This is a genomic window from Pseudomonas sp. CM27 (genome assembly GCF_013179515.1).
GTDB lineage: Bacteria > Pseudomonadota > Gammaproteobacteria > Pseudomonadales > Pseudomonadaceae > Aquipseudomonas.
This window is the reverse complement of sequence record NZ_JABMCN010000422.1, coordinates 1-1,926: the sequence shown is the minus strand read 5'-3', so window position 1 is coordinate 1,926 and position 1,926 is coordinate 1. Positions and strand designations below refer to the sequence as shown.

Sequence of the window (1,926 nt, the reverse complement as noted above, 5' to 3'; positions counted from 1 at the left end):
GTGCCGTCGGGGGTGCGGGTGAAATGCAGGAAGTGGCCGAGGGCGTTCTCGATGCGTTGCAGCGGCACTTCGGTGTTGGTGTCCGGCACTTCGCCGAAGTAGAAGAACAGGTTGTCGAGGGTTTGCAAAAGTCAATTGACGCCTTCGATGAAAACCAAATCTATTCGCTAGCTTGCACAAGCAATGCGAGACATAAACCTAATTTGCATGAAGAACGGGCCCCGCATATACACTAGCAGAGCCACACTAAACGATCCACTTTTAAAGAACCGGCGCACGCATATCGCCAAGATCAACTTTCCTTCAAGAACTCAACACCACCAGACAGCGATGCTAGAATTAAATCATAGAATTCATCAATACAATTTGCAATCTTATAAAGGTTACCGCAATCGCCCCGCTCCGCGATATCAAAATTATTTATTTTATCAGATTCGTGCAGGTGGGTTCTATCCCAATAATAAACCCCCTCCCGACCCGCCTCAGTTATGAGAACATAGGGATTTCCCCCCCCATCCTCGCCAATCGCCAGAACACCATTAATAAATATTAACTCAGGGATGAATTCATCATTAAAGCTAACCAGATCATTACACTCCTCCTCAGGAACGACCCCAAACAAACGATCAAAACTAACCACGCCATCTTCAACTGATCTTAATGGCAACTGCCCATAATCAGGATCAGTTAAGTAAAACCCATTCATGCGTGCCAGCAGGCTCCTATAATCAGTTGGCAAAGGAACCTTAACTGTAGCCTCTAGAGAATTCAGTGCAGCATCAGTCAAGCCCGCCTTGTAAACTATAGGCATTTTCTCACCTCACTAACAACTTGATTTCATATTCTTAACACCACCCGAATGGGTGAACCTGTTGTGGATCTTCTTAGGAACTTCCTGCATTGTCATCATGTTTTCATGGTGATGCCAAGTATTTTTTGCATAGTCAGCCTTACCTTGTGGCGCAAGCGCATCTGCCTTGCCAAAGTCTCCACCAGGATTTTTCCCGTGATTCCCTTTCAAGTCAGGAACATCAACTTTCTGCCGCTCGAATGGACTAAAATCAGGGTGCCCCCCTGGATACCTTACTACATTACTCTCCCAATCTTGATAAACCCATGTGCGCCCGTCAATTTCCATATGCACGGAACCACCTTTTTCGAGCCATTTGGCAACATCAGGGGAGTGCGATGGCTTTGCACTCCAGCCCCAAGGATCAATCCAAGATGTCGGATTTACTCCATAGTTATAGAGGTTAACTCCACCCAACACCCCGATTGGGTCTTGGGTTACAAAGCGCCCAACCCCTGAATCATAGTAGCGGAATGTATTATAATTCAGCTCAGTTTCCGCATCAAAATACTGACCTTGAAATCGTAAATTCTGATCGACATCGCTAACGGCTAGCTGCTCTACAGCCCCCCACGAGCGATAGATCGCCTGCCAAACGATCTTGCCATCGCTATCCGTCATCTCCAACGGTGTACCAATCTGATCCGTATGGAAGTAGTAGAGTTTTTGCTCTTCGCCTTCTAACTGATCAACCCTGGCTAATGGCGCATAGGTACCTGGTTCATACAGGTAGAGAGTGCTCTGCCCCGGCGTTTCCTCGCGCAGCATCCTCAGCCCTTGCCACAGAAAGCGCTTCTGCTCGACCTGGCCATTGATCTCAGCCTGCTTGGCTACCCGGCGCCCTAAGCTGTCATAGCGATACTCACCCCGGCTTTCCAGCTTGCCATTAACCACCGTCTCCGCCCGCACCAGCCGGTTCTCGCAGTCATAGCTGAAGTGCTGCAGCTTTCCGGTCCCCGAGCGCTTTTCGATCAGGTTACCCCAAGGGTCATAGCGATACTCCTGATCACGCCACCGCTTGATCCGGTTGTCCTTGACCTTGTCGAACTGCCGCGCATTGAAGTCCAGCCGGTTCG

2 protein-coding genes are annotated in these 1,926 nt (G+C 49.1%); both read right to left on the bottom strand.

The window, feature by feature from the left end:
- Positions 1-292: 292 nt before the first annotated feature.
- Complete coding sequence (locus tag HP547_RS28580; RefSeq protein WP_172288859.1) at positions 293-811, bottom strand: SMI1/KNR4 family protein; 519 nt, start codon at positions 809-811, stop codon at positions 293-295.
- A gap of 12 nt (positions 812-823) precedes the next feature.
- A partial coding sequence (locus HP547_RS28575) for an RHS repeat-associated core domain-containing protein (protein WP_172288857.1) occupies positions 824-1,926 on the bottom strand: 1,103 nt, incomplete at its 5' end.

Coding starts and splice junctions, on each gene's coding strand:
- HP547_RS28580 (WP_172288859.1), bottom strand. CDS start 811: ATGCCTATAGTTTACAAGGCGGGCTTGACTGATGCTGCACTGAATTCT.